Source organism: Ruminococcus callidus ATCC 27760, from assembly GCF_000468015.1.
Classification (GTDB): domain Bacteria; phylum Bacillota; class Clostridia; order Oscillospirales; family Ruminococcaceae; genus Ruminococcus_C; species Ruminococcus_C callidus.
This window is the reverse complement of sequence record NZ_KI260397.1, coordinates 9,482-13,623: the sequence shown is the minus strand read 5'-3', so window position 1 is coordinate 13,623 and position 4,142 is coordinate 9,482. Positions and strand designations below refer to the sequence as shown.

Below are 4,142 nucleotides of genomic sequence, written 5' to 3'. Positions count from 1 at the left end.
GTGAAATGCGAACTCTTTTCTTTTTTTGCTTCTTATGAAACCTGTTGGCTGCTGTGGCGGAGAATCCCTCCACCGCCTAGTGGCGGTCCCCCTCCCTTTTCAAGGGAGGCTCATTTGTACTTAGGCTCCCTTGAAAAGGGAGCTGGCAGCCGCAGGCTGACTGAGGGATTCTTCTGTGTAACTGAAACATTAACAAAAGATTTCACAGAACCCCTCCACCAACTTGCAAACGCTGCATCAAATAAAGGTTAACCACCTGCACAAGAAAACTCTTGAATACCAACATTACCGGCAACAACCGGCGTTGGCAAGCCCAAGGCGGACAGCGAGGAACGAGCGAATTCCGCCGGACGGTTTCGACACGGCTGCCCTAGAAAATCACTGTCCTCGGGCAATCCTGCGGGGCGATGTGGGCATCGCCCTCTACACATTCCAAGAGGTTCTTCCATGAAGTCTGACATATCAGGGGAGAACCTTTTACAAGGCAAAGCACAACCCCACCCACTGTTTCACGTGAAACAAAAAACCGGCAGAGCCTGTCCCCTGCCGGTTTTCCCATTTCTAAAACTTCCCTAGCCAATCAAGCCCAGCCCGATGTAAAACGCCGCCGCACATGCCGCGAAGCAGCCGCACAACGTCCAGCCAATGCCGCAGAGCCAGCGGCACACGGGCTTTTTCCCGTTCCGGAACCGCTGGAATGCCAGCCCCAGAAACACTGCCCCGATGACACAAGTCGGCGTAATGTAGCGGTAGTTCATGGAACAGGTAAAAGGTTCCGCCGCGGAAAGCTGATAAAATCCGCCCATCAGCACCGCGTAGAACAGCACCAGAAACAGCTTCGGCAGCCGTCCGCCAGTCTGTTCCCGTTTGCCGCAGAGCCAGAGCATTGCCGCAAACGCTGCCGCCGCCAGCACCACATTGAGCCAGAACAGCACCACACCGGTGAGGATTCGCCACAGGCTGCAATCCAGCGTGTACTCGTTGATATACTCCCCGAACATGGCGTTTTTCAGCAGGGCGATCAGCGGGTTATACTCGTTGTAGCTGCCGCCGGTTCGCTGTACCCACTGTTCGAAAACGCTTGCCACCTGATGCGGCGAAAAGTCCAGGATCCGTGAGAAAAACGACTGTTCCCCCAGATACTGCACAGAGTTTTCCGGCATTTCCTGCACATAGGTCAGCGGTACGCCGAACCGCACCAGATTCCGCACCGGATACCACAGTCCCAGCGGGAAACAGATCACTGCAAATCCGCCGAACTGCCCGAGGATCCGCCAGTTTCTCTGCCGCAGCTGCCGTACCAGCACCACCAGAAAGACCGCCGCCACCGGTATTGCCACCATTGCCGCCGAAAGCTTTGTCATCATGCCCAGCCCGATGCAGAGGGCAATTTTCACGATGCCCTCCCACGTCTGTTTCTCGTACCATTTCAGCGTCCACAGCACTGCCCCCAGAATGAACACCACCGACAACGCATCGTTGTTGATGCTGCCGGAAAAGAGAATGAAGCCGGGGTGAAATGCTACCACCGCCAGCGGTACATACAACGCCATGCCTTCCAGCCGGAAGTGCCGCAGAATGCGGTAGGCAGTGATGACGATCGCCATGGCGTAGAACAGGGACAGCGTTTGCAGGGACTCCTGAGCCGCGGCATTGCTGATGCCGAACACGTGTTCCGACAGCCACAGCCACAGGGCAGAGATCATGTGATGCAGGGGCGGGTGGTAGAATTGCCAGTGTCCCCGCGGATCAAAATCCGGCAGCTGGTGATGCTGCAACAGATAGGTGATGTAGCCGGCGTGGTTGTCCGCGTCCCCGAATTTTCCCACATCGTGCTGCCGTCGGGTAATGGGTGTATAGCACACGTAGAAAAATTTCAGCAGAAAGCTTGTCCCCAGCAGGAGCAGTGAAACCCGCCGCCGCTGGTTGTGGTACTGCTTTCGGGTGAGCCAGAACAGTCCGCTTAGCACAGCACAGCCGCCGACCAGCACCCACAGTCCGGAGTGTCTGGCTTCGTGATAACACCACGCCCCAGCCAGCACCAGCAGCGTATACACCACACTGACGCAGACCGCCGCCGGTTTCTTCTGGGGCTGATACCGCACCAGCCGCCACAAGACCGCTGCTCCCGCCGCCAGCAGAGCCAGCGTTTCCAGAAGCACGGCATTTTGTGCCAGATACGCTTCTCCCCCGAAGTACAGTGCATTCAGCAGCAGACACACGAACAGACTGCACAGATATGGGTGCCGTTCCAGCAGGTGAAAATACCGGTTGGACTCCGCCGCCGGCAGGCAGATACAGCTGCACCGGCAGCCGTGAGAACGATTGCCGGTGCGTTTGCTGTTTTTGGAAAAGAGCTTACTTCTGCTCATGATATTCCTTTTCCTGGTTGACGTTCCAGACCGGACCCTTGTCCGTGGAATCGTGCTTGATCGCTTCTGCTGCGTGAATGGCGGTCAGCATGGAGTGATCCATATTATTGTAGCGGTGCTGTCCGTTTCTGCCCACGCAGAACAGATTCTCAAAGGTGTTCAGATAATCCACTACCTGATCGAACTGTGCATAGGTGTCGAAATATGCCGGATAAGCCTTCTTGACTTTTTCGCGGTGTGCGTCCAGTACGGCTCCCTCGGAGATAACGCCCATTTTGGTCAGCTCCTTGACGGCGAAGTCCACGCACTCCTTGTCGGACATGTTCCAGAACTTGTCCCCTTCGGCACAGAAATACTCCAGACCGATCCAGACGGTGTCTTCCGGCTTTTCTACCATATAAGGCGACCAGTTATTGAAGATCTGGATACGACCTAGCTTGACACCCTTGTCCTGTACATAGATCCAGCAATCCGGTACAATATTGCCCAGTGTCTTAGTCCCAGTCTGATTGACCAGATTCAGCTTGTTGACCAGCAGTCCCACGGTGACAAAGTCGCGGTACGGCAGACCGGCAGCGATCCGCTGCACCTCGGTATTCTGGCAGCCGTCCATGCCGGCGATCAGATCCTGGATCGGCATAGAGGAAATGAAGATGTCGCCGGAAATGGTCTTGCTGCCCTCCGGTGTTTCACAGACTACAGAAGTCACCTTGCCGTTTTCGGTGTGAATGGTCTTGACGCTGTGATGGAACAGGATCTTGCAGCCCTTTTCCTCGGCTTTCTTGCCGACCAGTTCCCAAAGCTGTCCCGGACCATACTTCGGATACCAGAACTGTTCGATCAGAGAGGTTTCCGCATTTTTGTTGTTCTTCTTGCCGGAACGCTTGGAGATCATGTCTTTCAGCACGGCACGGATAGACAGCCCCTTGACACGCTGAGCACCCCAGTCTGCGGAGATCTCGCTGGGGTGTCTGCCCCACAACTTTTCCGTGTAGCCCTCGAAGAACATGCTGTACAGCACCTTGCCGAACCGGTTGATGTAGAAGTTTTCCAGATTGGTTTCCGGCTTCTTGGAGATGCAGGAACCGAGGTAGCTGAAGCCAGCCTTCATGGTGGTGGCAAAGCCCATGCTCTGAATGGTGTTCTTGTTCATAGTCACCGGATAATCGAAGAAATGCTTGTTGAAATAGATGCGGGAAACGCGGTCACGCACCAGCATGACTACGTCTTCCTTTTCCGGATCAGGGCCACCGGCTTCCAGCGGCTTTTCCCGTCCCAGTTTTTTATCATCAAAGGACGGCTGTCCCTGAATGGGCATCAGGTCTGACCACCATTTCATGACGGTGTCGTCCTTGGAGAAAAAGCGGTGTCCGCCGATGTCCATGCGGTTGCCGTGATAGCGAACCGTCTGGGAGATGCCGCCCAATACGCCGCTTTCTTCCAGAATGGTCACTTCGTATTCGTCCTTGGTGTCTTTCAGCAGTTCATACGCTGCTGTCAGACCGGCAGGACCGCCGCCTAAAATCACTACTTTTTTCATAAAAGAAAAATCCTTTCTTTTTTAGCAGCACTGTATAAGCTGTGCATAGTACTGCTTTTTAATTTTCAAAGCATGCTTGATGCTGTCAGATGCATGCGAAAGAACGCAGAACATACTCTATACATTATACCACAATTTTCGTAGTTTGTCAATTTATTTTTCTGTAATTCCTCATTTTTTGGGCAATGTTGCCCTAGGGCAATACCGCACAAAGAGCGTCTAGCGACTTT

3 protein-coding genes are annotated in these 4,142 nt (G+C 54.2%); 1 reads left to right on the top strand and 2 read right to left on the bottom strand.

Translation table 11 applies throughout. From position 1 onward, the window contains the following. On the top strand, positions 1–252 hold a 252-nt coding region (locus RUMCAL_RS16240), incomplete at its 5' end, for a hypothetical protein (protein WP_207636445.1). A gap of 320 nt (positions 253–572) precedes the next feature. Here RUMCAL_RS16240 and RUMCAL_RS07470 read toward each other — a convergent pair. Continuing rightward, positions 573–2,372: an ArnT family glycosyltransferase gene (locus RUMCAL_RS07470; protein WP_051343721.1), complete on the bottom strand. Its 1,800-nt coding sequence runs from the start codon at positions 2,370–2,372 to the stop codon at positions 573–575. Next, the gene (locus RUMCAL_RS07465; protein ID WP_021682077.1) at positions 2,359–3,912 is read right to left on the bottom strand and encodes an NAD(P)/FAD-dependent oxidoreductase; all 1,554 of its coding nucleotides are present in this window, start codon (positions 3,910–3,912) and stop codon (positions 2,359–2,361) included. The genes RUMCAL_RS07470 and RUMCAL_RS07465 overlap by 14 nt, the downstream gene beginning before the upstream one ends. Between the last annotated feature and the right edge of the window lie 230 nt (positions 3,913–4,142).

What these genes read in the sequence shown, in the direction of transcription:
- RUMCAL_RS07470 (WP_051343721.1), bottom strand. Translation starts at nt 2,372, where the DNA reads ATGAGCAGAAGTAAGCTCTTTTCCAAAAACAGCAAACGCACCGGCAAT.
- RUMCAL_RS07465 (WP_021682077.1), bottom strand. Translation starts at nt 3,912, where the DNA reads ATGAAAAAAGTAGTGATTTTAGGCGGCGGTCCTGCCGGTCTGACAGCA.